Source organism: Nocardia sp. NPDC052112 (genome assembly GCF_040680135.1).
GTDB lineage: Bacteria > Actinomycetota > Actinomycetes > Mycobacteriales > Mycobacteriaceae > Nocardia.
This window is the reverse complement of the sequence record NZ_JBFAWD010000004.1, coordinates 246,286-269,984: the sequence shown is the minus strand read 5'-3', so window position 1 is coordinate 269,984 and position 23,699 is coordinate 246,286. Positions and strand designations below refer to the sequence as shown.

At 65.6% G+C, this 23,699-nt stretch carries 25 protein-coding genes; 8 read left to right on the top strand and 17 right to left on the bottom strand.

Going from position 1 to position 23,699, the window contains the following annotated elements:
* Positions 1-68 precede the first annotated feature (68 nt).
* Together AB0L58_RS09660 and AB0L58_RS09655 are read right to left on the bottom strand one after the other, a co-directional pair.
* Complete coding sequence (locus tag AB0L58_RS09660) at positions 69-1,199, bottom strand: alcohol dehydrogenase catalytic domain-containing protein (RefSeq protein WP_364383858.1); 1,131 nt, start codon at positions 1,197-1,199, stop codon at positions 69-71.
* Positions 1,199-1,624: a tautomerase family protein gene (locus tag AB0L58_RS09655; RefSeq protein WP_364383855.1), complete on the bottom strand. Its 426-nt coding sequence runs from the start codon at positions 1,622-1,624 to the stop codon at positions 1,199-1,201. Before AB0L58_RS09655 ends, AB0L58_RS09660 begins: the two co-directional genes overlap by 1 nt.
* Positions 1,625-1,703: 79 nt before the next feature.
* On the opposite strand from AB0L58_RS09655, the gene AB0L58_RS09650 reads away from it, so the two are divergent.
* Positions 1,704-2,285: a TetR family transcriptional regulator gene (locus tag AB0L58_RS09650; RefSeq protein ID WP_364383852.1), complete on the top strand. Its 582-nt coding sequence runs from the start codon at positions 1,704-1,706 to the stop codon at positions 2,283-2,285.
* A 944-nt stretch (positions 2,286-3,229) separates the two neighbouring features.
* On the opposite strand, the gene AB0L58_RS09645 is transcribed toward AB0L58_RS09650, so the two are convergent.
* The 3 genes from AB0L58_RS09645 to AB0L58_RS09635 form a co-directional block, all read right to left on the bottom strand.
* Positions 3,230-5,680 (bottom strand): protein kinase, encoded by a 2,451-nt coding sequence (locus AB0L58_RS09645; protein ID WP_364383848.1) that lies wholly within the window; start codon positions 5,678-5,680, stop codon positions 3,230-3,232.
* Positions 5,681-6,019: 339 nt separating this feature from the next.
* Positions 6,020-6,172 carry a hypothetical protein gene (locus AB0L58_RS09640; RefSeq protein WP_364383845.1) on the bottom strand — a complete coding sequence of 51 codons (153 nt, stop codon included), beginning with the start codon at positions 6,170-6,172 and terminating at the stop codon, positions 6,020-6,022.
* Between the two features lie 66 nt (positions 6,173-6,238).
* Positions 6,239-7,141 (bottom strand): DMT family transporter, encoded by a 903-nt coding sequence (locus AB0L58_RS09635; RefSeq protein WP_364383842.1) that lies wholly within the window; start codon positions 7,139-7,141, stop codon positions 6,239-6,241.
* Positions 7,142-7,203: 62 nt separating this feature from the next.
* On the opposite strand from AB0L58_RS09635, the gene AB0L58_RS09630 reads away from it, so the two are divergent.
* Complete coding sequence (locus AB0L58_RS09630) at positions 7,204-8,112, top strand: AraC family transcriptional regulator (RefSeq protein ID WP_364383839.1); 909 nt, start codon at positions 7,204-7,206, stop codon at positions 8,110-8,112.
* Here the strand turns inward: AB0L58_RS09630 and AB0L58_RS09625 are convergent.
* Positions 8,025-8,648, bottom strand: a complete 624-nt coding sequence (locus tag AB0L58_RS09625) for a hypothetical protein (RefSeq protein ID WP_364383836.1) — start codon at positions 8,646-8,648, stop codon at positions 8,025-8,027. The two genes, AB0L58_RS09630 and AB0L58_RS09625, sit on opposite strands and share 88 nt — an antisense overlap.
* A gap of 46 nt (positions 8,649-8,694) precedes the next feature.
* Entirely contained in the window at positions 8,695-9,177 is a 483-nt protein-coding gene (locus tag AB0L58_RS09620; protein ID WP_364383834.1) for a MarR family transcriptional regulator, read from the bottom strand.
* Between the two features lie 75 nt (positions 9,178-9,252).
* On the opposite strand from AB0L58_RS09620, the gene AB0L58_RS09615 reads away from it, so the two are divergent.
* Positions 9,253-10,710, top strand: a complete 1,458-nt coding sequence (locus AB0L58_RS09615; protein ID WP_364383832.1) for an MFS transporter — start codon at positions 9,253-9,255, stop codon at positions 10,708-10,710.
* 23 nt (positions 10,711-10,733) lie between these two features.
* On the opposite strand, the gene AB0L58_RS09610 is transcribed toward AB0L58_RS09615, so the two are convergent.
* From AB0L58_RS09610 to AB0L58_RS09600, 3 genes are all read right to left on the bottom strand, one after another.
* Entirely contained in the window at positions 10,734-10,904 is a 171-nt protein-coding gene (locus AB0L58_RS09610) for a hypothetical protein (protein ID WP_364383830.1), read from the bottom strand.
* Positions 10,905-10,931: 27 nt separating this feature from the next.
* Positions 10,932-11,660, bottom strand: a complete 729-nt coding sequence (locus AB0L58_RS09605) for a helix-turn-helix domain-containing protein (RefSeq protein WP_364383827.1) — start codon at positions 11,658-11,660, stop codon at positions 10,932-10,934.
* A 123-nt stretch (positions 11,661-11,783) separates the two neighbouring features.
* Positions 11,784-12,755: a WYL domain-containing protein gene (locus AB0L58_RS09600; protein WP_364383825.1), complete on the bottom strand. Its 972-nt coding sequence runs from the start codon at positions 12,753-12,755 to the stop codon at positions 11,784-11,786.
* Positions 12,756-12,874: 119 nt separating this feature from the next.
* Here AB0L58_RS09600 and AB0L58_RS09595 point away from each other — a divergent pair, with 119 nt between their 5' ends.
* The gene (locus AB0L58_RS09595; RefSeq protein WP_364383822.1) at positions 12,875-13,522 is read left to right on the top strand and encodes a TIGR03086 family metal-binding protein; all 648 of its coding nucleotides are present in this window, start codon (positions 12,875-12,877) and stop codon (positions 13,520-13,522) included.
* A 54-nt stretch (positions 13,523-13,576) separates the two neighbouring features.
* On the opposite strand, the gene AB0L58_RS09590 is transcribed toward AB0L58_RS09595, so the two are convergent.
* Genes AB0L58_RS09590 through AB0L58_RS09575 form a run of 4 tightly spaced genes read right to left on the bottom strand, consistent with a single transcriptional unit; the run spans position 13,577 to position 17,151 of the window.
* Positions 13,577-14,530: a glycine betaine ABC transporter substrate-binding protein gene (locus AB0L58_RS09590; protein ID WP_364384556.1), complete on the bottom strand. Its 954-nt coding sequence runs from the start codon at positions 14,528-14,530 to the stop codon at positions 13,577-13,579.
* A gap of 8 nt (positions 14,531-14,538) precedes the next feature.
* The gene (locus AB0L58_RS09585) at positions 14,539-15,318 is read right to left on the bottom strand and encodes an ABC transporter permease subunit (protein WP_364383819.1); all 780 of its coding nucleotides are present in this window, start codon (positions 15,316-15,318) and stop codon (positions 14,539-14,541) included.
* Positions 15,315-16,508, bottom strand: coding sequence for an ATP-binding cassette domain-containing protein (locus AB0L58_RS09580; protein WP_364383816.1), 1,194 nt, complete (start codon positions 16,506-16,508; stop codon positions 15,315-15,317). The genes AB0L58_RS09585 and AB0L58_RS09580 overlap by 4 nt, the downstream gene beginning before the upstream one ends.
* Positions 16,501-17,151: an ABC transporter permease gene (locus AB0L58_RS09575; protein WP_364384553.1), complete on the bottom strand. Its 651-nt coding sequence runs from the start codon at positions 17,149-17,151 to the stop codon at positions 16,501-16,503. The genes AB0L58_RS09580 and AB0L58_RS09575 overlap by 8 nt, the downstream gene beginning before the upstream one ends.
* A 373-nt stretch (positions 17,152-17,524) precedes the next feature.
* On the opposite strand from AB0L58_RS09575, the gene AB0L58_RS09570 reads away from it, so the two are divergent.
* The 3 genes from AB0L58_RS09570 to AB0L58_RS09560 all read left to right on the top strand — a co-directional run bounded on the left by AB0L58_RS09570 (position 17,525) and on the right by AB0L58_RS09560 (position 20,382).
* A complete protein-coding gene (locus AB0L58_RS09570) occupies positions 17,525-18,130 on the top strand; it encodes a CHAP domain-containing protein (protein ID WP_364383813.1) in 606 nt (201 codons plus the stop codon).
* A 236-nt stretch (positions 18,131-18,366) separates the two neighbouring features.
* The gene (locus AB0L58_RS09565; protein WP_364383810.1) at positions 18,367-19,494 is read left to right on the top strand and encodes a hypothetical protein; all 1,128 of its coding nucleotides are present in this window, start codon (positions 18,367-18,369) and stop codon (positions 19,492-19,494) included.
* A 180-nt stretch (positions 19,495-19,674) separates the two neighbouring features.
* The gene (locus AB0L58_RS09560) at positions 19,675-20,382 is read left to right on the top strand and encodes a DUF1906 domain-containing protein (RefSeq protein ID WP_364383807.1); all 708 of its coding nucleotides are present in this window, start codon (positions 19,675-19,677) and stop codon (positions 20,380-20,382) included.
* Positions 20,383-20,449: 67 nt separating this feature from the next.
* On the opposite strand, the gene AB0L58_RS09555 is transcribed toward AB0L58_RS09560, so the two are convergent.
* Both AB0L58_RS09555 and AB0L58_RS09550 read right to left on the bottom strand, forming a co-directional pair.
* On the bottom strand, positions 20,450-20,827 hold the full coding sequence (locus tag AB0L58_RS09555; protein ID WP_364383805.1) for a hypothetical protein: 378 nt from the start codon (positions 20,825-20,827) through the stop codon (positions 20,450-20,452).
* A gap of 119 nt (positions 20,828-20,946) precedes the next feature.
* Positions 20,947-21,714 (bottom strand): hypothetical protein, encoded by a 768-nt coding sequence (locus AB0L58_RS09550; protein ID WP_364383802.1) that lies wholly within the window; start codon positions 21,712-21,714, stop codon positions 20,947-20,949.
* A gap of 508 nt (positions 21,715-22,222) precedes the next feature.
* On the opposite strand from AB0L58_RS09550, the gene AB0L58_RS09545 reads away from it, so the two are divergent.
* Positions 22,223-23,449 (top strand): mannosyltransferase, encoded by a 1,227-nt coding sequence (locus AB0L58_RS09545; protein WP_364383799.1) that lies wholly within the window; start codon positions 22,223-22,225, stop codon positions 23,447-23,449.
* Here the strand turns inward: AB0L58_RS09545 and AB0L58_RS09540 are convergent.
* Positions 23,388-23,684 carry a 4a-hydroxytetrahydrobiopterin dehydratase gene (locus tag AB0L58_RS09540; protein ID WP_364383796.1) on the bottom strand — a complete coding sequence of 99 codons (297 nt, stop codon included), beginning with the start codon at positions 23,682-23,684 and terminating at the stop codon, positions 23,388-23,390. The genes AB0L58_RS09545 and AB0L58_RS09540 overlap by 62 nt on opposite strands.
* Positions 23,685-23,699 lie beyond the last annotated feature (15 nt).

Sequence of the window (23,699 nt, the reverse complement as noted above, 5' to 3'; positions counted from 1 at the left end):
GCACGACATCTCCGGCGCCGTCCCCTTGGATCGCCCCGGCCTTCCACTTCCCGGCCCAGATGGTGTGGTCAGTCGACGCCGAGCGGTGGCCGGTGCAGAACGAGTTTGGTGGTGTGGGCTCGATAGGCGTTGGGAGCGTCGTCCCAGTCGGCGAGCAGGGTGGTGACGGTTTCGGCGGGGAAACCCGTGCGCGCGACGAACTCCAGCAGGGCCGGTAGGACCGGACGCACCTGGGAGACACCGATTTTCAAGGTCGCGTCGTTTGCGTACATGTGCATCAGCGGCACCTTCGTGCCCGGCGGGAGGTAGTAGCCGACCGGGGTGCAGATTCCACCGGGTTCCAGTGCGCGCAGGGCTGCGTCGACACCGGCACTGCTGGACGTTCCCTCGACGACGATGTCGTAGCGGCGCGATGGCAGATCCGCCCGGCGTAGCTTTCCCTTCTTGACCGGATGTGCTCGGGCACCGAGCTTTTCGGCGATCGCGAGACGTTCGGACCGATGATCGACGTAGTCGACGACCTCGGCACCGTGTGCGACGGCCAGTCCGGCGGCGTAGAGGCCGATGCTCTGGGCCGCGCCACCGAGGATGAGCACCGATCCGCCGGGTCGTTCGGCCAGGGGCGCAACGACGCAGCGCCACGCGTCGGCGAGGTTGTCGCTGGCGGCGGCGACCCGAAGTGGATCGAGTCCGGCGGGCAGGCGCACGAGCATGTGGTCGGCATAGGGGATGCGCAGGCGGTCGGCTACCATGCCGCCCCACGGTCCGCTTGCGGGTCCGAATCCGAAGGCGGCCAGCGGGCCGGTGCGGGTGGTAGTGCATTTCGCGGTGAGCCCGCGCAGGCATTCGAGGCACTCACCGCACGACACCGCCCACGGCACGACGACGAAGTCGCCGCGCGTGAGCCCGGTTACGCCCGAACCGATTTCGAGTACCTCGGCGACGCATTCATGACCGATGCCGAATGGGCCCTGGAATGGGACCGGTCCGCAGATGCCGGAGACGACGGGGTCGATCAGTCCGGCTCGGATGCCCAGTTGCATGGCGCGGGAGACGTGGCGGTGGATGGGCAGCGTGTCACCGTCGCAGCGGCCGGCGACGAATGGGCGCACGATCGCATCCCGCGCATCGGTCAGGACCGGATCGGGCCGCTCGCGCCACTCGAGGTGGTTGGTGCGCAGGAAGTTCAGCTCCCGCATCAGCCGCGCACCTGTGCCGCGAGCGCCTTCAGTTCGGCGAAGCGCACGACGGTGCCCGCCGCGCCCCAGGTGCCCTCGGGCTGCTCGTGGATGAGCACCCAGACCCGCAGCCCGTCCTCGGCGCCGAGCCCGGCGGTTGCCAGCATGTCGGCGGTCGCCGCCTTGATCAGGCCTTCCTTGCGTCGATCGGATAGCGCACCCGCCGGCACGGTGATATCGATCCGGAAGCGCGGTAGGTCGTCCTCGGCGCTGCGGAAGCCGCCGCCTGGCACTTCGTCGATGCGGCACCACGCCTGCGCGCGGAAGAACGCGGTGTCGGGTGCGCCTTCCCACTTCAGCAAGGTTGCGGACAGTGTCTGCTGCAACGTTGCGCGGGTCTCGGCGGACAAGACGCCTTCGGGCAGGGTGAGCTGGATCATCGGCATCGGGAACACCTCCGTTATAACGACTGTTATATGTCGTGCACGGTACGCTATGACAGTCGTTATGGGCAAGGGAGATGCGATGGCGCAGTCGGACGCGCGAGATCGGATGGTGGCCGGTGCGGCCGATATGCTGCGCCGACGCGGGCTGAACGCGACCAGCGTTCGGGAACTGGCCAAGCACTCCGGCGCGCCCCTCGGCTCGACCTACCACTACTTCCCCGGTGGCAAATCTCAGCTCGCCGCCGAAGCGGTCCGCTTCGCCGACGCCTTGGCGGCGCGCAAACTAGTCGAGGAACTCCCCGCCGGTCCCGTTGCCGGACTACGCGCTTTTGTGGACATATGGCGAAAAGTGGTGGTGGACAGCGGATTTCGCGCCGGATGCCCGGTACTGGCCGTCTCGGTCGAAGACCAGCCGGACGCCGACGAACCCCGCCGCGCGGCGGCCGCGGCCTTCAACCATTGGACCGAGCTACTCGCCGAATCCCTCCGCGCGCACGGCGCAACACCCGCTGCCGCCGACCGAACCGCTACCCTCATCGTCGCCGCCATCGAAGGCACAGTCGCCATGTGCCGAGCCGAGCGCAGCACCCGCCCCCTCGATCGAACAGCGGATGCCCTCGAAAACGTCGTCCTGGCCATAACCGACCAGGCAGCAGACTAGGTCGCACCCGGTTGCGATCTCGGCGGTGCCGCGGTGATCCGGAGCCGAAGCTGAAAGCTGATGCACCACAGTATGATTCGGTACTTCTTGACGTCACGTTGAAGTCGAATGCCGCGAACTCGACGACGGTCCGCTCCGGAGCCCCCTCGAATCAATCCGCAGTCCGACGACCTCGGCGCAGGAGCATCCGACACGAGAACGCCAGTTCCGCTGAGGTGTATCGCCCGAATCCATTCGAAATCCACAACCACTCAACCCCGACCGCGTCCTGGTGATCGGCCAAATGCGAAAAGCGTTGCCGGATCAGCAATGTGGCTCAGCCGCGAACCTCGAAGGACGCCATCTCGACGATACCGGGCACCCCGTGTAGCAGCCGGGCACCCGCTATACGGGGTGCCTGGCTGTTACACGGGGTGCCCGGTATGGCGAGGGGTGAATTCGAAGTGGTGCGGGCACGGTGTGTATTCGAGGGGTGGTGTCGGTGTGTGCGCAACGCGGGGGCGCGCGAGTAGGATTGTGCTGGTCAGAGTGGTTTTATCGGTGCGGGATGTTGCCGATAGGGCGGTGTGAAAGAGCAAGGCTCGGGGCTGTTATCGACTTATAGGACTGATCATGTCTCGTTTTTCGGTTTTTGTTGTAGCTGCCGCCGCTGTGACTGCTGCGGTGCTGTCTCCGGTGAGTGCGCAGGCTGATCCGAATGATCCCGGTACACCCTGTGGGGACAATATGGTGGTGAATACTCGTGGCGAGTGCGTTGCCATCGGTAGTTTCTGCACATTGTCGGACGGCATGGTGATCGGGACCATTGGGCGAGATGGGCGGTGCGTTATTCCTCGTATGAATACTTGATATCGTCGAATTCCACTGCCGCACCTGATTTTGTTTGGGTGCATGGTGCTTTCGTGCGGCAAGATTGAATTGATCGGAGTTTCACGGGGCGCGGTTCAGCGGCCTCGGGGGTATTTGGTTACTACGGTGCCGTCGGGGTTGGCGGCCAGGTAAGCGCCGCCGTAGTCGTCGGTCAGGTAGACCATGACCGTCGGTTGGTTGTTGTTGAACGTCCAGGAGGGGTCGACGATCACGTAGCGCAGCGTTGGGGTGGGTATGCCGAGGCTTTCGTCGGCGGTGCGGAGAAGGTCGGGGAGGATATCCCAGTTGATCGAACTAAGCTTCACGGTGGATTTGTCCGAGAGCGGGCCGCCTGCGCCCTTTCTGGTGGCTGTGCCGTCGCGGTAGACGAAGAGATCGTAGAGGTCGGGTTTGTTTTTGACCGGGGCGCCGACGTTGGCGTAAGTCGGATAGAACGTCGCTTCGTTGAATTCTTCGCCGCCGGATACCTTTTCGAGTGCGGTGATGGCCTGTCGGATGCCGGTCGGGGTCAGCAGGTCGACGGGTTTGCCGGTCACGGGTGTGCCGGATGTCGGGCTCACGGCTCGGCTGGTGGCGGGGGACTCATTGGTCACGGGTGGATTGCTCGCAATGGCCTGGTTGCCGCTCGAATCGGGGCGTAGGGCCACGATCACTATCGTGGCGACAACCGCGGTGACGACCGCGACCGCCGCGAGGCCGATGCCGATCCCACGTGAGAGTGGTTTGCGTGCAGGGGGATTCGTGGAGTCATACCGATACGGCGCGGATATTGCGTTGGGTGCCATGCCGCTGGATCCGCGGTGCTCGCCTGCGCCAAGGGGGACCGTTGCGTTGGGCGTATTGAACGCACGAGGTGCGCCTGCGCCGGGTGTATGGAATCCGCCGGGTGTGCCGACGACACCGGGCGTGTTGAATCCGCCAAATGCGCTGGCTGCGCCGGGTGTGCTGGTCGCGGGTGTGTTGAATGTGGCGGGGGTGTTGAATCCGCTTGCGCCGGGTGTGTTGAATGCGGCGGGGGTGTTGAATCCGCTTGCGCCCGGTGTGTTGAATGCGGCGGGGGTGTTGAATCCGCTTGCGCCCGGTGTGTTGAATGCGCCGGGGGTGCGGGCTGAGTCTGGCGTATCGAATATGCCAGGAGTGGTGGTTGCGCCAGGTGTATTGAATCCGCCGGGTGTGTTGCCTGCGTCGGGTGTGTTGGCTGCGGCCGGCGTATCGAATGCGCCAGGAGTGTTTGCTGCGCCGGGTGTATTGAATCCGCCGGGTGTGTTGCCTGCGTCCGGTGTGCCGAATCTGCCGGTGACGTTGCCGGCGTCGGGTGTGTTGGCTGCGGCCGGTGTATCGAATGTGCCAGGAGTGGTGGTTGCGCCGGGTGTATGGAATCCGTCGGGTGTGTTGGCTGCGTCCGGTGTGCCGAGTCTGCCGGTGACGTTGCCGGCGTCGGGTGTGCTGGCTGCGGCCGGTGTTTTGAAGCTGTCTGGTGCGTTGGCTGCGGCCGGCGTATCGAATGTGCCAGGAGTGGTGGCTGCGCCAGGTGTGCCGAATCCGTCAGGTGTTCTGCCTGCGCTGGGCGTACCGAATCCGTCAGGTGCACTTCCCGTGCTCAGCGCGCTGAATCCGCCCGGCGCGTCGGCCGCGCCGGGAGTACCGAACCCGCCGGGTCCGCCAAATGCCCCCGCCCCAGCCGCATCGAACATGCCCGGTGCACCGGCAAACCCAACCGCCTGCGCAAGCATCAGATCCACCTGCTCGGCAGTCGGCCGCCGGTTCGGATCAGGCACCAGCAGCGCCGTCAAGACCGCGGTCAGCACCCCCGCCTGCTGCGGCCGCGGAACCGCACCGCTGATGACGGCCGCCAGCGTGGCAACGGTCGACTCCCGCCGCATCGGGTGAAACCCTTCCACGGCGACATACAGCAGCAGACCGAACGACCACAGATCGGAGGCCGTTTGCCCCTCCTGCCCGCTGAGCCGTTCCGGCGCAACATAATCCAGCGAGCCGACCACACTGCCGGTGGAGGTCAGGCCGTTCATGCCGTTGATCGCCGCGATACCGAAGTCGGTCAAGACCGGTGAGCCGTCTTCGCGCAGTAGCACATTCGCCGGTTTGATATCGCGGTGCAGTACACCCACTTGATGTGCGGCGCGGAGGGCGGCGAGAATGCCGCGGCCGAGGTGTGCCACCTGGGTGGGCGGCATCGGTCCAGCCGCGAGATGATCGGCGAGACTCCGTCCGCGAACCAGTTCCATGACGATCCACGGATGTGTCACCTCGGGTGAATCCACGATGTGGTGGATGGCGACGACATTCGGATGACCGATCCGAGCCAGCGCCCTGGCCTCCCGCAGCACCCGCTCGCGATGCACTTCGGGTGACCTTTTCCCATCGGTCTCCGCCCGCACCTCCTTGAGCGCGACCTCACGATGTAGCGCGAGATCATACGCACGCCACACCGTCCCCATCCCGCCGCTACCGAGCGGCTCGAGCAACTCGAAACGCCCGTCGACCACTGCACGCCCGGAAACCACAGCGCAAGCCTATGTGCACCGCCGCACCCACGCGACGGTGGCCGACATTGCGTTGCTGCCGCCCATCTATTCGCGCGCCGCGCACGTTTTCGTATGCCGCGCACGCATTCGCTCCGCACATTCATGCGCGGCACGAAACCAGGTGCGCGGCGCTGTGAATTATGTCCCGGTGGTTACCAACTGGTCGACGAAGACGCGGTAGTTGTGCGATGCCGGCCACGGTTCGCCGGTGTTGCCTTCCTCCTCCGAATCGGTGTCGGTCTCACTCCGGGGCAGTCGGCGAAACTCGCTCTGGCACTCCGGCTTCCAGACTCCGATGTCGGCCGGGCTCCGTCTTCCTCATCTCGCCTCCCTATTGTCGTCCGCCGCACCTTCGAGCAGCTCATCGAAACAACTCGCGTACCGCACCACCGTGACTCGCATGTCCTCGGTGGAGATTCGGGTATCGGTGCGCCGGACCGCGATCTCGTGCGCGGCGCGATTATGGCCCACCGTTACCCGCGTGGACGACGGCCGGATCGGCGAGTTGCTGATGGCTCGCCCGCGGCCATCCAAACCTCAGGAACGCACGTCAACGGGCTGCGGTGCGGGCGGCCGCGTTTCGCGCGGCGCTTCGGCGCGAGTATTCAGCCACGCACCGACGAACATCAGTGCGGCGCCGAGCGCCTGCGTCGACGAGATGGACTCGCCGAGCAACAGCCATGCGCAGCTGAGACCGAAGGCGGGCACGAGGAACATCGCCGCAGCCGCGGTGGCCGGGCCGACCTGCCCCACCGCGCGGTAGTAGAGGACATACGCCAGGGCGGTGGGCAGTACGCCGAGATAGGCCTGATTGAGCCAGAATTCGAGGTTCAGTTCGGACCACCGGACAGCGGGCAGTTCGGGAGCGGCGACGAGTCCGAGCGCGCAGGTGCCCGCGGCAGTGGCATACACGGTGACGGTCGGGGCGGACAGCCGCGCCAACAGGGGCGCCCCGAGCATCGTGTAACCGGCCCAGCAGGCCGCCGCCGCGACAAAGACCAGATCGCCGAGTAGTCGATGGGATCCGGTCGCGGGAATGCCGAGGAAGAACACGCCCGCACCGGCGATGGCCACGGTCAGCCCGACCATTCGGATGCGAGACAATCGGGCGCGGCCGAGCAAGGCGGTCACCGCGACCGTGAAAATCGGGGCGGCCATCGGGACGATCACGCTGCCGTCCGCCGCGGGGGCGAGGGCCAGCCCCAGGAAGAACAGAAAGTTGTAGCCGAATACGCCGACCAGCCCGAGCCCGGCCGCACGCGCGGCATCAGCGGCGGGCAGGCGCGGCGCCCGCAGCACAATGAGCAGCACGACCGTGCCGATCAGGAACCGTAGAAATCCGGCAACCGTGTGCGGCACCTCGTTCACCGCAAGCTTCGAAGAGGCGAACGCACTGCCCCACAGCGCCATGACCAGGACCAATAGCAATCGGATACGCACAGGTCGATCATCGGTGGGGGCCGCGTCCGAGTATTGAACGCTGGTGCGGCGACAATGGAGAGGTGACCGAGCACGAATGGGTCGACTACCGGCGGATGGCGGACCGCCCGGTCGAGGTCATGCATGCGCATTTCGAACGGCACGTTTACGACCTGCACAGCCACGAGACGTACTCGTTCGGACTGACCGAATTCGGCGCGCAGACCTTCGACTGCCGTGGCGAGACGCGCACCAGCGCCGCGGGCATGGTGATGGCCTTCAATCCGGACGAGCCGCACGACGGTCACAGCACGACCGAACTCGGCTTCACCTATTGGATCGCGCATATCGGATCCGAGCTGATCACCGATCTGCTCTCCGACCGCGCGGGCCGTCCGACCGGTCTGCCGTTGTTCACCGACCCGGTGCTCCGGGATCCGGTGCTGACCGCCGCACTCGGCCGGCTTTGCGCGAGTCTGATCGGCCCGGCCACCGAACTCGCTGCCGACGAGGCATTGGCCGCCTCGGTCGCGGCACTGGTGCAGCGCGGTACCCGAATGCCGACGAGAACCGCTGAGGTACCCGCCGGTTCGGCCGCCGATATCGCCCGGCGAGTCCGCGGGGTACTGCACGACCGCTATCTCGACCCCATCTCCATGGACGATCTGGCCGAGGCCGCCGATTGCAGCAGATTCGCGCTGTACCGCGCCTTCCGTGCCAATTACGGTCTGGCGCCGAGCGATTACCAAAGGTTGCTCCGGTTGCGCACGGCGCGCAGACTGATCGCCGCGGGCCGACCGATCAGCGAGGCGGCGATCGAGGCCGGATTCGCCGATCAAGCCCATCTGACCCGCTGGTTCCGGCGTTGCTACGGCATTACCCCCGGGGTGTATTTCGACGCGGGTCAGTCGACGGGTTCGAGCGTCGCACCGGTGAATGTCACGAAATCCGGTCCCTCGGTGAAACTTTCGGAATTTTCCTCACCGATGTAGAGGTCCAGATGCCGTGGGCCGCCGAGTCCCGGCGTGAACTCGTCGCCGATCGTCCAGGTTGCCGCACTGAATCTGCCACATGCGCTGTCGGATTCGCGCCCGGTGCCCCCACAATCGCTGAGCCGCAATCGAGTTCCAGGTTCGATGTCGTCCGCGGCGGCACTCTCGAACGGATGCAGCGCCTCGCCCCGGGTGTCACGCGGTTCGGTGTCGAGCCAGAAGCCGACATCGTAGGACCAGTTCAGATATTGCCCCGCGTGTCCGCCGCTGGTGATCCGGCCGGTGCCCTCATCGCGCACTAGCTCGATGAAATCCTCTGGTAGTGTACCGATTTCGACATCGGCATCGGTGCATTCGAGATCGCTGCAGCCGCTTACGGTTTCGAGTGGTCCGGAGTGATAGGACTCGACCGCGGTGTAGTACACCGTTACCGTCCAGCCGTCCCATTCGTCGGCCTCGGTATCGAGTCCACAGCCGACGGCGAGCGGCGACGCCACGAACAGTGACGCCGCGACCACCCCGAATCCGAACCTCACCGTAGCGATATTGCCTGATCGCGCGGGTGCCGCGCCACTCGGCGGACTACCGGGCGGCGGGCGGGCGCGGCCACGGATTCTCCTCGAGATGCTCTATCGACATGTTGAACCGGGAGATGAGCCCGCTCAACTGCGTGATATCGGCGGCCGTCCAGTCGGCCACGACCGCGCCGATGCCCTCGTGACTCTGCTCGCGATCGGCGGCCACCAATTCCAGGCCCTTGGCGCTGGCCCGGATCTTGCGGGCGATGCCGCCGTCCGGATCGGGGACGCGCTCGACCAGCTCCTGCTTCAGCATCGCGGCGACCTGCCGGTTGATGGTCGAGATATCGAGCTGGAACGCCTCCGACAGCTCGCGCAGGCTGAGCGGGGCAGCCATTTCCAGTCTGGTCAGGATCAGATATGCCGACCGGTCGAGCTGGAATCCGGGCCGCCGCAGCAGCGAGGCCGGAAAGTGCCGGGAGAGCAGGGTCAACTCGAAGACGAGGCGGGCGAGCGCTTCGGCATCCTCGGGACCTGATTCGGACATGGCCCACACTATGTCGGCTGAATCACGTCGATGGCAAATTGTGCACGATACATACGATATGTACCGTACATATCCATGACTGTAGCAGTCGACGCGTCTTCGACCGTCACCGAGAACGACGCCCGGCGCCGTCCCGCATCCGGCCTGCTCATCGCGACCCTCGGCATGGTCGGTGTCGTCGTATCGCTGATGCAGACGCTGGTCATTCCGATCATTCCCACCCTGCCGACGCTGCTGGACACCTCGGCGTCCAATGCGTCCTGGGTGATCACCGCGACCCTGCTGGCCGGTGCGGTGGCGACCCCGATCAGTGGCCGACTCGGCGATATGTTCGGCAAGCGCCGGGTGCTGTTCGCCAATCTGGTGTCGCTGGTCGCCGGTTCGGTGGTGTGTGGACTGTTCTCCTCGCTGGTTCCCGAAATCATCGGACGCTCGCTGCAGGGTGCGGCGGTCGGCGCGATCCCGCTCGGTATCAGCATCATGCGTGATGAATTGCCCGCCGAGAAGGTGGGTTCGGCAATGGCGATCATGAGTGCCACGCTCGGTGTCGGCGGTGCGCTCGGCCTGCCGCTGGCGGCGGCCATCGCGCAGAATGCGGACTGGCACATGCTGTTCTGGACCGCGGCCGGACTCGGTGTGGTCTGCGCCGCACTGGTTTTCGTCTTCGTGCCGGAGTCGCCGGTGCGCACGCCCGCGCGTTTCGATTTCGGTGGCGCGGTCGGGCTGTCGATTGCGTTGCTGGCCCTGCTGATTCCGATCACCAAGGGCGCGGACTGGGGTTGGGGCAGTGCGAGCATTCTCGGCCTGTTCGCGCTGTCGGCGGTGGTATTCCTCGTTTGGGGCTACTACGAACTGAAGCGGCGCTCGCCGCTGGTCGACCTGCGGGTGTCGGCGCGGCCGCGGGTACTGTTCACCAACGCCGCTTCCATCGCGGTCGGATTCGCGCTCTACGGCATGTCGTTGACCTTCCCGCAGCTGATGATGGCACCGGAGCAGACCGGATACGGCTTCGGTCTTTCCATGGTCAACGCCGGATTGGCGCTGGCCCCAACGGGGTTCGTGATGATCCTGTTGTCGCCGGTGTCGGCGCGGCTGTCGGCGGCACGCGGCCCGAAGGTCACGCTGGCGCTCGGTTCGGCGGTGATCGCGATCGGCTATCTATGTGCCGTGGTGCTGATGAACAGCGTGTGGGAGCTCATGGTCGCGGCCATGATCGTCGCGGGCGGTGTCGGTCTGGCCTACGCCGCGATGCCCGCGCTGATCATGGGCGCGGTGCCGCTCACGGAGACCGCGGCCGCCAACGGCCTCAATTCGCTGATGCGCTCGATCGGCACCTCGACCTCGTCGGCGGTGATGAGCGTGGTGCTCGCCCATATGACAATGCAACTCGGCACGCATGTACTGCCCTCACGCGACGGTTTCCACACCACCTTCCTGATCGCCACGGCCGCCGCCCTGGTCGCCATCGGGCTCACACTGATCATTCCGATGCGCAAGGCGGCCGATGCCGCCGATAAGGCCGGGCACGCCTGACCGAACGACTACGGGACCGATCCTCAACGGCGAGGATCGGTCCCCCTGTCGTTTGCCTGCCCGGCGGTGAATTCGGCGAATCGTGCCGCGATCCGGTCCGGAAATTCGCCGTTGACGGCGTAGTTCGCGAAGTAGCCGACCTTCGCGCCGGGCTTGCCGATATTGGGCTCGAGGAAAAACTCGTCGGCTGTCATCGATCCGACCTCAGCCGCTGGGTCGGTTCAGTCGACCGGCACCAGGGTGTACATCCACCACGGCCGGTGCGGGAATTCGAACATGAAGACGTTCAATGTCATTCGGCGCAGCTCGCGCCGCGCCGGATCGCGCACATGGACCCAGGGCCTGGCGATATCGGCCGGTGCGACATCGGTGAGCCACAACCGCTCCCACTCCGGCGCCGCTCGGCAGGCGGAGATGATCTTGTCGAGCCGCTCCTGCGGCACCAGGCCCGGCGCCATCATCCGCAGCGCGTAGACCATCAAATGCGCTTCCTTGTGCCACTCGTGCACGGACTTTCTGGCCTGCGGATTCAGCATCGTCCACTCGAGGATATTGCCGCCGGGCTCGAGCCCGGGAAATAGCCGCAGGTAAGCGGAGTTCGCGGCGACCAGATCGAAGGTAGGCACGAGCTGGAACCAGGCGGGCTGGGCGATGCTGCGCAAGGTGCGCAGATCGCTGGGCAGCGGTGCGCTGGGGACGGGGCCGAAGGTATCCGGAAACTGGCTCGCCCGAGTGAGGCTCACGATGTGGTCACGGAAGTACATCGGCACACCCAGCGCGTCGAACAAGCTGCCCAGCGTTGCGGAGGTCGGTGCGACAACGCCCTGTTCGAAATCCTCGATCACCCTCAGCGGGAATCCGGTGGCTGCGGCCATCGCGGCCTGGGTCAGTCCGGCCGCTTCCCGGCGCTCGCGCAGATAGCTGGCGATCGAAGGGCGGGTATCCGCCATGGTGATATGCCTCCTGATTCCCTTGGGATCAAGAGCTGATCCCCCCGTTCACATACCCGGGTCCAGCAGCCTAACTTCGCCCCAAAAGCCTTGCCGCGACGTTCGATAACGCTTTCGATAACACTAAGGTGCGAGTGCCACCGACTCGGTATAGCGCCGCGCGAGGGTGCGCAGGTGTGCCACCAGTTCCGGCGGGCCGTCGACCCGGAAGTCCATCATCAGCATGCTCAGGTAGATGGCAATGGTCTCCAGCGCATCCGCACCGGTCAGCAGGATGCAGGTGGTGGCGTCGACGGCCTCGACAACGCCGACGGCCGGGTTGATCCGGGCGATCACCGTCTCGGCGGGCGCCAGGACCGTCACCCGCGCGTGCACTTTCCAACCTGTGCTTGCGATATGGCGCATGACGAAGGCCACCAGATCGTCATCGGGCAGTGCGCGTGCGGCGAAGCGGCGTGTCCCGGCGACGGCGCGCGGTATCCGAGCGACGGGAACCGCGCGCCAGGAATGGGTTTCGAGGTCGTAGGCGACCAGATACCAGCGGCGCTGCCAATTGATCAGTCGGTACGGCTCGATTTCGTGGTCCGCGTCGGGATCCGGACCGATCCGCACGGTGGCGCCGTCGCGGATAGCGCTCGCGAGGGTGGTCAGTATCGCGGCCGGGACCGGGGCATCCGGTTCCCGCGAGCCGGTGGTCGCCGGTCCGATGGCGGTCGCGTTGCGCAGCGCGGTCACCTTGCGCTGCAGGCGCTTCGGCAGGATCTGTTCGAGCTTCGCCAGTGCGCGGGCGGCGTTGTCGGTGATATCGGCGATGCCGGTGGAGCCGTCCTCGGCCAGGCCGATGGCCACGGCCACCGCGACGGCCTCGTCGTCGTCGAGCAGCAGCGGCGGCATGGTGCTGCCGCGCCCGAGCCGGTAGCCGCCGATCGCACCCCGCTCGGCATGCACCGGATAGCCGAGTTCGCGCAGTCGCTGGATGTCATTGCGCAGGGTCCGGTCCGTGATATCGAGCCGTTCGGCCAGCTCACGGCCGGTATGCGCGCGGTCCTGCAGCAGCGAGAGCAGGCGGAGAACCCGCGTTGTGGTGGCCGCCACCGTCGCCTCCCGAAATTTTCTTGGATGCAGCCGATGTATTAGGAACGAAACTAGCCTAATGGACTCATAGGCTTGGTGACATCAGCAAGAAGGACCGAGTACCTCCCGAAAGGCCCGCCATGAACATCACCACCGCCGCCACCGCCACTCTGCGCCCCGTCTGGCGCGATGTCCTCGCCACCTCCTACCGTGCACTCACCGATGTGGTCGCCGGTATCCGTGACGACCAGTGGCAGCTGCCGACGCCGTGCTCGGAATGGGATGTCACGCAGGTGATTCAGCACGCGGCGGGCGATCAGCTCGCCTACGCCGAGGCGCTCGGTATCGGAACCGGCCCCGCCGACAACCCCTTCGCACCGTCCGGCGCCATCGACGGTACGGCCGCCGAGTTGGTGCGCGATGCGGTCGAACAGACCGCGATCGCATGGGCCACGGTCACCGACGAGACCGAGACCGTCCCCACCCCGCTGCCGCACGGTGCGCTGCCGACCCCGGTTGCCGCGGTCATGTGCGCACTGGACGCGGCCGTGCACGCCTGGGATATCGCGATCGCGACCGGGCAGCCGTCGCCGTTGCACGATGAACTCGCCGGTCACCTGCTCACCGCCGCGCGGACCGCGAATCCGGCGCCCGGCGGCGGTCCGGAGGCGGAAATCGTCGAGCCGCTGCGTCAGTGGGGTGCGTATGCCGCGATCGTCGACGGCGCGGCGGATGACACGGTGGTCGCCGAGTTGCTGCGCTACCTGGGTCGCGACCCGCGAGCGTGATTCGAACGCCGTCTGAGCGTGCACGCGAAAAGTGCACGCTCAGAATCATTTCCGTCAGCGAGCGGTGACGAAACCCTCCGTTACCATCCAATCCCGAGCCACCTCGGCCGGTTCGCGGCCATCCACGTCGACCTGGCGATTCAATTCGGTGATCGCCGCATTGGTCAGCTTCTTCGATATCGGTGCCATGATGTCGGCGACCTGTGGATGCGCATCGGCGAAGGACTTCCGCATCACCAGTGCCGCATTGTATTTCGGGAAGAAGCCGAGATCGTCTTTCAGCAGGACGAGTCCGAGGGCCGGGATCCGGCCGTCGGTGGCGGCGACCGAGCCGAACCGGCATTGCCTGGCATCGGCGGTGGCCTGATAGACCACCGCATCCTGCACGATCTGCTTGTGTACCTTGCCGATATCGATGCCGTATTTGCGCGCCATGCCGGGATATCCGTCCTGGCGCACATTGAATTCGGTGCCGACGCACGTCGCGGCGGCGGCCGGATCGGTAGCGATCAATCGGGCGTAATCGGACAGCGTGACAACACCGGTCTCCTTCGCGGTGCCCGCGCTCATCACCAGCGCGTAGGTGTTGTTCATGGGGGCCATATCCGTCCACACGATGCCGTGTGCGGCCAGATCCGCATCGCGGACCGCCTCGAACTGCCCGACCTCATCCGGAACCGGTGTCTCGTTGCCGAGATAGTTGATCCACCCGGTGCCGGTGTATTCGTAGGAGATATCGATCTGACCGTGCAGCTGGGCGTCGCGAACACTGTTGGAGCCCTGGATATTCGTCAGATCCCGGACCTGCGCGCCCGCCGCGGACAGGGCGAATTCGATGATATAGCCGAGGATGTTCTGCTCGGTGAAGTCCTTGGAGCCCACCGTAATCGCGATGCCCTCGAGCGCCGGCACCGGTCGAATACTGCCGGGACCCACCCGCAGTGGTACCGCACTACCGGACTGTAATCCGCAGGCGCTCAAGACGAACACCGCCGCGAGGCCGAGCATCCACGCCCTCACCTCAACCCCCTGGGTCCCAAGTACTGTTCGGCCAATGCGCCGAGCCAGTCGACGAGCAGCGCCAGCGCCACCGCGAGGACGGCCCCGACCGCCAGCGTGACGTTATCGCGCAGCTTGTACCCGGTATCGATCAGAATGCCGAGACCACCCGCGCTCACCAGGAACGACAGCGTCGCGGTGCCCACGGCGAGCACGAGCGAGGTGCGCAGCCCGGCGAGAATGTAGGGGATGGCGAGTGGAAATTCGATGCGGCGCAGTACCGTCAGCGCCGACATGCCCTGGCCGCGCCCGGCATCGACGACCGCGGCATCCACCTGCTGATAGCCCAGGATCGTATTGCGCAGCACCGGAAGCAGCGAATAGAACGCGATCGGCGCGACGCCGATCCAGAACCCGGTGGTGCGGGTGGCGAGGTAGAACAGCACGATCAGACCGATCGCGGGTGCGGCGGCGCCGATATTGGCGATGCCGACGAAAAGCGGTGCCAGACGGCGGTATCCGGGCCGGGTGAGCAGTGTGCCCAGCGGCACCGCCACCGCGATGACGATCAGCACGACTGTCGCGGTGATCAGCACATGCTGCCAGGTGACGGTCGCGATATTGGATACGCTGATACTGGCCTGCTGGGTGACGGTGAGATCGCGCCGGAATGCCCACACCAGCACGCCCGCGGTCAGTAAGAGTACGAGCGCCGGTTGGACGAGCAGCCGAATGCGCTCGGCCCGGCGCAGTGTCGTCGGCGATGCCGTGGCCGGTGCGGTGGTCGCCGTGGTCATGTCGTCGCATCCGTCTCCGCGCCCACATGGGTGGCGCGCATGGCCGACAGATGGCCGACGAGCGTGTCGATCGTGATCAATCCGGCGTATTCACCGCGTCGACCGGTGACGACCGCGGTCGCGGTCTGCTCGGCGAGCAAGGCCTCCAACGCATCCTGCAGTGTCGACTGCAGCGGCAACTGCTCACCGACCGGCGAGCCGACCTCGTGCAATGAATTCGCCCGTGCCAGTTGTTCACTCGACACCCAGCGCAGCGGCCGCTGCTGCGCGTCGAGGATCAATGCCCACGGCCAGTCCCGTCCGGCCAGCGCGGCACGGACGCTGACGACCGAATCGGAGTCCAGGGCCGTCGGACAGTTGCCGAGTTCGACATCGCGGACCCGGGTCAGGGTGAGCTGTTTGAGCGAAGCATCCGCGCCGACGAAACCGGCCACGGTCTCATCCGCGGGATCGGCCAGGATCGCCGCCGGGGTGTCGTACTGCAGAATCCGAGATCGATTGCCCAGCACCGCGATTCGATCGCCGAGCTTCACCGCCTCGTTGAAGTCGTGGGTGACGAACACGATGGTCTTGCCCAGTTCGGATTGCAGGCGCAGCAGTTCGTCCTGCAGCAGGCCGCGGGTGATCGGATCGACCGCGCCGAACGGCTCGTCCATCAGCAGCACCGGCGGATCGGCCGCCAAGGCACGCGCCACGCCGACACGCTGCTGCTGGCCGCCCGAAAGCTGTCTGGGGTAGCGGTTGCGGTAGGTATCGGGATCGAGGCCGACCAGCTCGAGCATTTCGTCGGTCCGCGCGGCGACCTTCTTGCGGTTCCATCCGATCAGACCGGGCACGGTCGCAACGTTTTTCGCGACCGTCAGATGCGGGAACAGCCCGGCCTGCTGGATGGAATAGCCTATGCCCCTGCGCAATTGGTCCGGATTCACGCCGGTGACGTCGCGTCCGCCGATCATGATGGTGCCCGAGGTCGGTTCGATCAGGCGGTTGATCATCCGCATGGTGGTGGTCTTACCGCAGCCGGACGGCCCGACCAGGACGACGATTTCGCCTGCCGGGATGGTCAGCGAAACCCGGTCGACGGCCGGATCGCGTTGGCCCGGATAGTGTTTGGTGACCTCGTCGAGCACGATCTCGACGCCGGATACCGCCGATGCCGTACTGTCGCCGCGGATTTCGGTATCAGTCACGTATTCCCCTCGAGGTGGTGAGACGCCCGACGATGACGAAGATCCCATCGAGGATCAGCGCGAGCACGACGATCAGCATCGTGCCGACCAGCGCCTGCGGCACCGCATTCGGACTGCCGAGGCGGGCGAGGCCGGAGAAGATCAGATTGCCGAGTCCGGGCCCCTTGGCATAGGCGGCAATGGCCAGAATGCCCATGATCATCTGGGTGCTGACCCGCATCCCGGTCAGAATCGATGGCCAGGCCAGCGGCAGTTCGATGCGCGCGAGCACCCGGAGCCGATTCATGCCGACCCCGCGCGCGGCGTCCACGATCGCCGGATCCACCGAGGCCAACCCGATGATGGTGTTGCGCAGAATCGGCAGCAGGGCATAGAGCACCAGAGCGGTGACGGTCGGGCCGACGCCGAGTCCGAGGAATGGAATCAGCAGTCCGAGCAGCGCGAACGATGGGACAGTGAGTACGGCGCTTGCCAGCGCCGTAGCCGCCGAGGATCCGAACGGGCTCCGGTAGACCAGTACCCCTATCAGCACGGCCACGATCGTCGCGAGCAGCAACGACTGCACCACCGCCGAGACATGCAAATACGAATCGGTGATCAGCTGTGCGCGTCGATGCACCACGAACGTCCACAGTGTGTCCAGGGCCGTACCTCCGTTCGTGAAACGTGTCAACAAGTGCGGCACGCTTGCACGACCTGACGAATTACTCCATCAGAGTTGGCCTGCAACCGAAGTCGCAGGTCTGCTCGTGGCAGTACCGCCGCCCTGCAACGCCGGGTCTTATCTGGTTTCCATCGAGCTTTTGACGTCGGACACAACTTGTGTAGACGACCTACCAAAACGATTTCCCGACATACGGTTTGGTTTTCGCCGCATCCCAAGACCACCGCAGGCTATCACCGAATGTCATGCGTCGACAGGAAATTCGGACAGTCCCCAACCTCGACCACATCCGCGGAACCTCGGGGCCGGTCCGTTCGTCCTAATAGTCAAGAGTCGAATCCTGGAGGGGAGCATGTCGGTGCATGAGACGGCCGAGCGGCGACGATATGTCTGGCCGGTGCTCGGCCTGGTAGTTGTTGCGTTGGTCGCGGCCGGTGTGGTCGGGGTGCGCTGGTGGCAGGATCACGCAGAGCCCGCGATAGCCGGAGACCGCTTGACCGCATTTCCCGCGATCGACAGGTCCGGGCTCGACCCCGCACAGGCACGGATCGTCGCGGTCCTGGAACGGGAATTCAAGGCACCTGGCGACGGTCCGAAGTACGCCGAGGGAGCCGACGAACCGTGGTGCGCCGACTTCGTGAGCTGGGTGCTGCGGGAGGCGGATGCGCCGTTGGCCAATCCGAATTCCGGATCCTGGCGGATTCCGGGCGTGTACACGCTGCAGGAGTACTACCAGGACGCGGATCGCTTCGCGCCGATCGGTTCGGGATATCGGCCGCGCACCGGTGACGTGCTGCTCTACGCCGAGGGGAGTCCCTTCAGCCAGCACACGAATTTCGTGCTCACGGCCACGAACGGGACCGTGACCACGATGGGTGGCAACGAATTCGGCGAGGTCGCGATCCACCGTTTCGCACTGGCGGAGATACCTGGGGTGGTGGGATTCGGCCGATTGTGAATAGTGTTGGTACTCAGCCGGTCTTTCCAGTGGCTATGCCTTGTCGGCGGGTCCTCCGCTAGCACTTACCATTGACTAGGCGGCGCCCGGCAGCGCCGTCTACGGTCCCTGTCCTGCTACCCCCTCATCAGCAGGACAGGGACCCCTGGGTGGGGGATGTCGGCCCGACCTCGCCGAAATCTGCGTCGCGTACCGTGTCGGTTGTCCGTTGAGAGGTGAGGGTTTCGGAAACTCTGATGCTGCCAATCGAGGAAAAGGCCGGTGATCCCGTGTGGATCGACTATGCCGACTTCGGGGAACGGTTCGTCACCCACGCGGTGACGGCGGAACGGATCGAGGCCGCGGTCTCCGCGATGACCGATCACGGCGTGACCATCGGCCCCTTCTCCCTCGGACCAGTGGGTTTGGCCGGATTCATGGCCGAGGGCAAGGTGGGCAAGCCGGTCATTCTGCGCAACGGCCCGCATATCACCTTCGAGGTGACCGTGCCGCTGACGATGTCGGTCAAGGTGCTGCTCGGCGGGCGGAAATTGCGGCTGGAGGCGGTCGCCGAAATCGATCTCACGCTGCATGCGCGCACCGCGGATCCGCTGCTCATCGTCATCGATATCCCGCCGATCGGCTCGCGAGATGTCAGCTTCGTACTGCGCGCCCAGGCCATCGAATCGGCCTGGGAATGGTTGCTCGATCCGATCGCCGGAGTGGTGCAGCGCGAGGTCGCAAATCGGGTGAATGCGATGCTCGCCGAACCGCAGGCGCGGCGCGGCCGGATCTTCGACGTCGAGGCCATTATCAACGGCGTCCGTTCCGAACACCTCTACCAGGCCGCATTCGACTGGATCGGCTACGACGAATTCGGATATCAGTTCTTCTCCCGCATCGTGACCCGTGATCGGGTCTTCGAATTCATCGAGCACATGGCGGGCCGTCCGATCGAGGTCGGGCCGCTGCGCGCCGGACCGCGTGACTCCGCCACGGTCACGGTGCAGGGCAACGTTCGTACGCCGCGGTTGACGGATCGCTCGGACGAGCCGGTGGCCTTCGATCTGACCCTGCCGGTGAGCCTGGATATCACCGTCGATGTGCTCAAGGCCAACCACTATCGCGCCGATGTCGAGATACCGCTGGTGCTGATCGCGCGCGCGGCCGATCCGCTGCTGGTCGTCATCGATGTGCCGCCGCCGGCGGCCGATGAGCTGCGGCTGGAGTTCAAGGCGCGCGGGATGCGGGCCGCGACGCTGGGTGTGCTGGCCGGTATCAAGAAACAGGTCGTCGAGCAGGTGGCCGGGGTGGTGCGCGAAGAGCTCAGCGATAGCTCGGGCCGCACAATCGATGTCGCGGCGCGGATCGACGGCATCGCCTAGAACCCCACGCTTGACCGGTGTGACAAGTGTGAATTCCTGTTTCCAGTGGGTCTAGCGGTTCCAATGTGAATATGGTGAAATGAGTGCACGTTCGAGGCTCCCGGCGCGCGAGTGGACCTTGGGGAAGGTGCGCCGGGCACGCTACCTGTCCATGTCGGGTTTGCGCGAAGGAGTCCTGCGATGCGTTCCATTTCTGTGTCTCGCCGCCAGCTGTTCGCCTACACCGCCGCGGCCGCCGCCGTCGGAATCGCCGCGCCCAACGCTTCGGCGGCCGGTGTGCTCGGCACTCTCGTCGACTACGCGGGTGGCGTTCCCGCCGCCGGTGCGATTCGGGATGACGGTCACCTCGGCGTCATCCGCTACGTCTCCGATCGCCGTCCGGGCGCCGAATGGATGGAGGGTAAGCCGCTACGCGCCAAGGAGGTCGATCAACTGCATGCTGCCGGGCTGACGATCGTGTCGAACTACCAGTTCGGCAAGGGCGCGACCGCCGACTGGCGCGGTGGGCTGGAGGCGGGTAAGAAGCATGCCGATCGTGGCCTGGAACTGCACCTCGCTGCGGGCGGTCCGGAGAACCGGCCGATCTACGCCTCCATCGACGACAATCCGACCCCGGCCGATTTCGCGACGATGATCGCGCCCTACATCCTCGGTTGGGAGTCGGTGCTCGGCAAACAGAACGTCGGCATCTACGCCAACGCGCCGACTATCGACCTCGCTCGCGCCGCCGGCCTGGGGACCTGGTACTGGCAGCACAACTGGGGCACCCCCAAGGGCTACATACACCCCGCCGCACACCTACACCAGATCGAAATCGACAGCCACGCCATCGACGGCGTCGCCGTAGACATCAACAACATCCTCACCCCCGAATACGGCCAGTGGTGATCCGAATCGGTGGCGGCGGCTTCCCTCGCCCGATGCCCGCCATGAATTCCACCTGATCTCGATGGGTTCAGGTTTGGCAGTGACGGGTGGGGGCTAGGCGGAGTTCGGGTTCGTCGTCGGGGACGACGCGGAGGGTGGGGCGGTTGTCGGGGGCCTCGTGGTCCCCGCGCCAGGAGAAGAGGGACCAGCGGGAGATACCGGAGAAGGCGGAGCCGAGGCTGCCGATGGAGAAGGACGAGATCACCGAACCGAGGGAACCGACGGCTCCGATGGACAGCACCGAACCCACACTGCCGATCGAGAGGATCGAATAGGCCGAGCCGATGGACAGGATCGAGCCTTCGGAGCGGATGGACAGGATCGATCGATGCGAACGCCTGCTCCGGATCGAATGACCCGGGTGGATCGCGGAACGGGACCGAAGCGAATCATCGACAGTCGCCATGGCTTTGGTCTACCACAGTCCCTTCATGACGGCGCGCTATCGCGACGATTCGCACAATGTGTGTCGACAGCAGCGAAGCCCGGTGACCCGTCAGGGCCACCGGGCTTCGCAAGCACTTACTAAGCGACGACGAAGAAGCCCAGCATCGGCAGGAATGAGCAGGTGCGCGGGTCGGCGTCATCGGCCTTGGTAGTCAGCGAACCGCCGACGACCGCGACGACCCGGCCCGAGCCGGTGTTGACGATCGCCGAGAGCGTGGCCGGACCGTCCGGGTTGATCTTCGCCTCATCGGTCAACGGCTGGACGCCGGACTGACGGGTGTCGAGGTTCAGCCACTGGACCGTCATCGGCGGATTCTGCTCCGGTGTCGGCCCCTTGGTGCCGAGTGCGGTGAAGACGAATCCGGTCTGACCGGCCTGCGGTCCGGGCGGCGGCAGCTCGGCCGGTCCGGGGACGGCGAGCGCGGTGCCGACCGAATCGGCACCGGGGCCGATGCAGCCCTTGCCGATGCTCGGGTAGAGGAACTGCGAGATGGCCGGGCCGCCCTGCGGGACCTCCGGGCCACCGCCACCGCTGCCGTCCAGGAAGGTGATGATCCGTTCCAGCGTGGACTTGATCTGCGGCGGCAGGTTCAGCGCGTTGAGCAGCGCCCGGACCTGATCGAGGATGGTGTTCTTCGGGGCATCCGCGATGGGCTTGGCATCGGCCGGCCCGGCGATGGCGCCGACAATGGCCGGGGCCAGCGAGGCGATCGCATCGATCGGGACGCCCTCGGGAATCATCGGAATGGTGTTCCTCGATGCGACGGGCGCGGGGGCCGGTGCCGCGACTGCCGTCGACGGCACAGCGAGCGAAGCGCTCGCTGTGATGGCGAGCGCGGACAACATGATCCGCGATCCTCGGGTGCGAAGCACTGGTCTAGCCGTCCTTAACCTCGGGTACATCACAGGAGCGATGCAAAAAGCCATCGTTTCGGGGTCACTCTAGGGACATGACTGCCGTGTTGTACAGCCGCCGTGCCCCTACTTCTGTTGTGGACGATCAGTGTTATCAGACGGTAGCGCTTGTCTCGTGTTACCAGAGTTAAAGGTGATGCAAATGTTATCAATGATTATCTGCTGCCGGGGCAGACTGTGCGGTACGAAAGCTACCTGTTCCGGGCCCGATCGCGCACGCTGTGTCGACAAATGAGCGGAGCCCGCAAGCCACCTCGTCCGGGCTCGACCGCCCATGCCGTGTCGATGAGGAATGAGCGGAGCCCAGCGTGGTCACGCAAGCTACCTCCTCCGGGCTCGACCGTTCATGCCGGGGTCGGTCCGGGGGATTGCTGGGATCTCTCACGGCGGCGGTTAGGCTAGGCACAGCCTTCCCGGAACCGACTCGAAAGCTTGCGAATTGAACCGAAGCCTCCGATTGGCTGTGCCGGTGCTCGGTCTGTCCGTGTTGGCCAGGCTGCTGTGGATGTTGCTGTCGAAGAACGGGATGAATCTCGTCGATCTGCACGTCTATGTCGACGGTTCGGCGGACCTGCTGACCGACCGCCTCTACGACTTCACCTACGCCGAGAAGACCCCGGACTTCCCGCTGCCGTTCACCTACCCGCCGTTCGCGGCGCTGGTGTTCTTCCCGCTGCACTATTTCCCGTTCACCGTGATCGCGGTGTTCTGGCTGCTTGCCATTGCCGTCGCGCTGTATGCAGTGGTGTGGATCGCCTTCGAATTGATCCTCGGCGCGGAGCGGATGCGCGAGCCGCGGTGGCGCACCGCCGCGGTCTGGTGGACGGCGATCGGTATCTGGATGGAGCCGGTGCGGACCACGATCGACTACGGCCAGGTCAATGTGTTCCTGGTGCTCGGGGCCATGCTCGCGGTGCGCAGTTCGAGATGGTGGCTGTCCGGCGGCCTGATCGGTGTGATCGCGGGAATCAAACTGACACCAGCGATTTCGGGGCTGTACTTCGTGGCCCGACGCCGCTGGGGGACCGCGCTGTGGTCGGCGGTGGTTTTCGGTGCGACGGTCGGGGTCAGCTTCCTGATCAACCACAAGGAGGCCGGGCGGTACTTCGGCACGCTGCTCGGTGATGCGGATCGGATCGGTCCGGTGGGCTCGGTCTGGAATCAGTCGCTGCGCGGCGCCTCGAGTCGTCTACTCGGCCATGACGTGAAATCCGGACCGTGGTGGCTGGCGGCCGTCGTGATCGTGGCCGCGCTGGCCTTCCTCGCTTGGCGCGCACTGGGGCCCGACGATCGGTTGGGCACCCTGATCATCGTGCAGCTGTTCGGGCTGATGGTTTCGCCCATCTCGTGGTCGCATCACTTCGTCTGGCTGCTGCCCACGGTGATGTGGTTGGTGTACGGGCCGCTGCGGCAGGCGCCGGGCGCTCGGATCCTCGCCGGGTATTGGCTGGTCACCACATTGGTCGGCGTGCCATGGGTGCTCTCGTTCGCCCAGCCGTCGATCTGGACCATCTCGCGGCCGGGGGTGCTGTCGTGGCTCGGCACCGTAGATGTGGTCGGCGTGCTGGCGCTCTACGCCTGGGTGATCTGGTCCGGGCGCATGGTCAATCGGATTGCGCCGCAAGCCGATCTATCTCGCGAGCCAGCGACACGTCCAGTGCGGTGAGTCCGCCCGAGTCGTGGGTCGAGAGGGTAAAACTCACGCGACGCCAGCGGATATCGATATCCGGATGATGGTTCGCGTTCTCGGCGACTTCGGCGACCCGACGCACGAGTTCGATGCCCGCCGGGAAGGTCTTGGCCTCGATCGTGCGGGTGATGGTGTCGCCGGACCGGGTCCAATCCGACAATTCGGTCAAAGCCTCGGTGAGTTCCGCCTCAGTTAGTTTCGGAGCGCTCATGCCTGCACCTCGCTG

Excerpts from the sequence above, each read along its gene's own strand:
- AB0L58_RS09660 (WP_364383858.1), bottom strand. The coding sequence starts at position 1,199 with ATGCGGGAGCTGAACTTCCTGCGCACCAACCACCTCGAGTGGCGCGAG.
- AB0L58_RS09655 (WP_364383855.1), bottom strand. The coding sequence starts at position 1,624 with ATGCCGATGATCCAGCTCACCCTGCCCGAAGGCGTCTTGTCCGCCGAG.
- AB0L58_RS09650 (WP_364383852.1), top strand. The coding sequence starts at position 1,704 with ATGGCGCAGTCGGACGCGCGAGATCGGATGGTGGCCGGTGCGGCCGAT.
- AB0L58_RS09620 (WP_364383834.1), bottom strand. The coding sequence starts at position 9,177 with ATGTCCGAATCAGGTCCCGAGGATGCCGAAGCGCTCGCCCGCCTCGTC.
- AB0L58_RS09615 (WP_364383832.1), top strand. The coding sequence starts at position 9,253 with ATGACTGTAGCAGTCGACGCGTCTTCGACCGTCACCGAGAACGACGCC.
- AB0L58_RS09610 (WP_364383830.1), bottom strand. The coding sequence starts at position 10,904 with ATGACAGCCGACGAGTTTTTCCTCGAGCCCAATATCGGCAAGCCCGGC.
- AB0L58_RS09605 (WP_364383827.1), bottom strand. The coding sequence starts at position 11,660 with ATGGCGGATACCCGCCCTTCGATCGCCAGCTATCTGCGCGAGCGCCGG.
- AB0L58_RS09595 (WP_364383822.1), top strand. The coding sequence starts at position 12,875 with ATGAACATCACCACCGCCGCCACCGCCACTCTGCGCCCCGTCTGGCGC.
- AB0L58_RS09590 (WP_364384556.1), bottom strand. The coding sequence starts at position 14,530 with ATGCTCGGCCTCGCGGCGGTGTTCGTCTTGAGCGCCTGCGGATTACAG.
- AB0L58_RS09585 (WP_364383819.1), bottom strand. The coding sequence starts at position 15,318 with ATGACCACGGCGACCACCGCACCGGCCACGGCATCGCCGACGACACTG.
- AB0L58_RS09570 (WP_364383813.1), top strand. The coding sequence starts at position 17,525 with ATGTCGGTGCATGAGACGGCCGAGCGGCGACGATATGTCTGGCCGGTG.
- AB0L58_RS09565 (WP_364383810.1), top strand. The coding sequence starts at position 18,367 with ATGCTGCCAATCGAGGAAAAGGCCGGTGATCCCGTGTGGATCGACTAT.
- AB0L58_RS09560 (WP_364383807.1), top strand. The coding sequence starts at position 19,675 with ATGCGTTCCATTTCTGTGTCTCGCCGCCAGCTGTTCGCCTACACCGCC.
- AB0L58_RS09555 (WP_364383805.1), bottom strand. The coding sequence starts at position 20,827 with ATGGCGACTGTCGATGATTCGCTTCGGTCCCGTTCCGCGATCCACCCG.
- AB0L58_RS09550 (WP_364383802.1), bottom strand. The coding sequence starts at position 21,714 with ATGTTGTCCGCGCTCGCCATCACAGCGAGCGCTTCGCTCGCTGTGCCG.
- AB0L58_RS09540 (WP_364383796.1), bottom strand. The coding sequence starts at position 23,684 with ATGAGCGCTCCGAAACTAACTGAGGCGGAACTCACCGAGGCTTTGACC.